At 31.4% G+C, this 2,839-nt stretch carries 4 protein-coding genes; 3 read left to right on the plus strand and 1 reads right to left on the minus strand.

What is annotated here, in order from left to right:
* Window positions 1–262, plus strand: a 262-nt coding sequence (locus FTV31_RS17190; protein WP_257227204.1) for a hypothetical protein, incomplete at its 5' end; no start/stop codon positions are given.
* 212 nt (window positions 263–474) lie between these two features.
* On the opposite strand, the gene FTV31_RS16125 is transcribed toward FTV31_RS17190, so the two are convergent.
* Complete coding sequence (locus FTV31_RS16125; protein ID WP_004733302.1) at window positions 475–957, minus strand: hypothetical protein; 483 nt, start codon at window positions 955–957, stop codon at window positions 475–477.
* A gap of 324 nt (window positions 958–1,281) precedes the next feature.
* Here FTV31_RS16125 and FTV31_RS16130 point away from each other — a divergent pair, with 324 nt between their 5' ends.
* Both FTV31_RS16130 and FTV31_RS16135 read left to right on the plus strand, forming a co-directional pair.
* Window positions 1,282–2,193: a hypothetical protein gene (locus tag FTV31_RS16130; RefSeq protein WP_180009601.1), complete on the plus strand. Its 912-nt coding sequence runs from the start codon at window positions 1,282–1,284 to the stop codon at window positions 2,191–2,193.
* Window positions 2,194–2,470: 277 nt separating this feature from the next.
* Window positions 2,471–2,830 (plus strand): DUF4829 domain-containing protein, encoded by a 360-nt coding sequence (locus FTV31_RS16135; protein ID WP_257222000.1) that lies wholly within the window; start codon window positions 2,471–2,473, stop codon window positions 2,828–2,830.
* Window positions 2,831–2,839 lie beyond the last annotated feature (9 nt).

A 2,839-nucleotide genomic window follows, 5' to 3' on the forward strand; every position in this document is an offset into this window, starting at 1 on the left:
TGTGGAGTTGCAACTGTTTATCGAGTTGCTAAAGTCATTTAAAAAGGCTTGTATCAGTGCTTCCCTTATGTCATATCTATTTACAAAGGAACAAGGCATTCTTAAAGATCAAAAGAAGGGATTAATGATGAAAAAGCATTTGATTTTCCTTGTTTTTATAGTGATGGTTTTTATTTTAGCTCTAGTTGTAAAGATTAATAATGATCATAAAAAACGGCAAGCATTAAACAAATTGGAACTAGTTGAAAAGCAAATCCATTAGGTATATGAATATTAAGATAAATAAAAAGCCCTATAGTCTCTCCCGTTACTATAAGGCTTATAAATCTCTGCAATTTTTTTCTTAACTACCTACTTTTCCGATGTAGGTTATGAATATATTTTACCTATTGGTAAAAACAAAGATATAAGACAAAAGGTGAATATGCTAGGAATTTCGCATAACAACCATTATGTTAAATGCAGGGTATCTAATTAATTTGAGTTTGCAAAATTGCTAAAATTTTTCTTAATTCTTCTCATGTCATGAAGTGTATAACCATAATTTCCGAAACATCCTTGTAGCATTTTTGGATCACTCATTGGACTATCTAAAACAGTAAAAAATTCATTAATAATATTTACAGTAGATAAGTTAGCTTCATGTTTTCTTGTATGAGGATTAGTTGTTATTAATTGATTTTTCTTAAAATAATCAGCCGTAATTAAATCAGGTAAATTTTTAAGTTGAGGATTCAGTCTTCTGAAATCAGCATTATAAAGAGGAATACAACTTTGTATTATTCGTGATAAAGCTGGGTCAGTTAAGAACTTATTTAAGTTGGATTCTATATCTCCAGTAGGTTTTGAATTATTAATATTTGAAGGTTTTACTGGAAAACCATGAAACATCCATTGTATGCCCCATAAAATTACTATGACTAAAATTACTGAAAAGATGATTTGTAGTTTCTTCATTTTTTAAATTTTCCTAAAATTAACATAATACACGTTATGCGAAATTAGAAAAATGAGTTTATTGCACTGATATTTATCTGTTTTTTAAATTTTAGACCTGGGTTGGTGCCCAGGTTTTTTTATTGCGTATAACAGCCATTATGTTAAAGGGGAGGTATATTTGAATTAAATATGCCTATAAAGTTAATAGCTATCAATCATTGTTTGCTGAATAAGCCTTTAAAAGTAGGTTTATGCACCTAAGTTATTGTAAATAAAAAGATGTTCGTATTTTCAGTATTCTAACAATAGACTATAGTTGATTCTTTTAAACTAGGAATTACCATGAACCGATTTAAGACCTCTTTTTTAGTTATTTCTTTGGGTCTTACTTTAACTGCCTGCGGCGGCGGCAGTGATGGTGCATCGAGCTCTACAGGGAATGGTGCATCGAGCTCTACAGGGAATGGTGCATCGAGCTCTACAGGGAATGGTACATCGAGCTCTACAGGGAACAGCGGCACCACACCAGATACTTCTACTGGTTCAGTATTGGAAAAATTGAATCCATCACAATCCTACAATATTATTTTTGACTACCCTAATTCTTCTGGTGCATCAAGACTTGATTCTGTAAAACAAAATGCCGATGGTATTATCACCGAATTTGGTGATTACAAAATTACAGGAGATATTGTTGCGAAAGAAATTGCTGGAAATAAAAACTTTACGATTGCTCGTGTAACCAAAGGAATTTTTAATTATGAAAAAGATGGGGAAATAAAATCAACAGATATTTCCAAATATAGCAATGCTTCTTATTTTTATTTTGCATTTACCCCAATCATTACTAAGCGTATTTCTGCCCAAACCAAACAAATTAACTGTACTGATGTTAATGCTACTCAAGCAAAAGTGACCAATAGTGGCCAATTTGAAAAATTTATTTCTCCATCCATTCATAATGGAAGTATTACCTTAAATCCTAACGGCAATATCGACGTTAAATTTACTGCAAAAAATGGCAGTGATGAAACTACCTTTGCTTCATCAATGAGATGGGTTGATTCATTCAATAACTATAGCAGCTATAACTTATTGGGTATCGTAGGACAACAAGGTGAATCAAATCAGATCGGTACATTTAACATAGCTGATAATGGACCAAATAGCCTAGTACTTGGTGCAATTTACCGTATGACTTTGAGCAATAATGGTAACTATCAAGGTGCTGTTTCTATGGTATGTAATTATTAATATAGCTTGATTGAAGTGTCATGCGCCTTAATCTTTATGTATTTTTTTAAATTTAAGACCTAGGCAGTGCCTAGGTTTTTTTTTATTTCGTATAACAGCCATTATGTTAAATAAGTGCCTGACTTTATTGATAAGGTTAAACATTAGCAGTTAGAAAGGGTTTTCAAAAAGAATGGTAAATCGCCCAAAAATTATAAAAGTAGGAATTTTGCTTGTAGGTCTATGTTTAATTCTGATCTTTAATTCATATAAACAGAAATTGAATTATGACAATGAAATGGCAAAACAGACAACGATACTTTTCTTAAATTCACTTGCTAAACATGATCGAAAATCAGCAATCAAATATGTTTGGCCTGATGCGCAATTATATGAAGACTTAAAAAGTCCTGAAAGATTTCTTTCTTTCAAAGACTCAAAAATTTTAGAAATAATAAGAATTAATGATGATTCAGCGGAAAGTAGACCTGAGTATTATCAAGAATTTTATAAAATTATTTCAGTGATGGTAAAAGTTAAAATCGTGCATATAGATGATGCTGGCAGTCCAGTAGGTGACTATATTTTATTTATTACTCTTGTGAAAAAATCTCCTCAATCTGATTGGCTAATTACAGGATTGGGTAGTGGGCCTTAAGCTAATAAT

Source organism: Acinetobacter sp. YH16031 (assembly GCF_013417335.1).
Lineage (GTDB): Bacteria > Pseudomonadota > Gammaproteobacteria > Pseudomonadales > Moraxellaceae > Acinetobacter.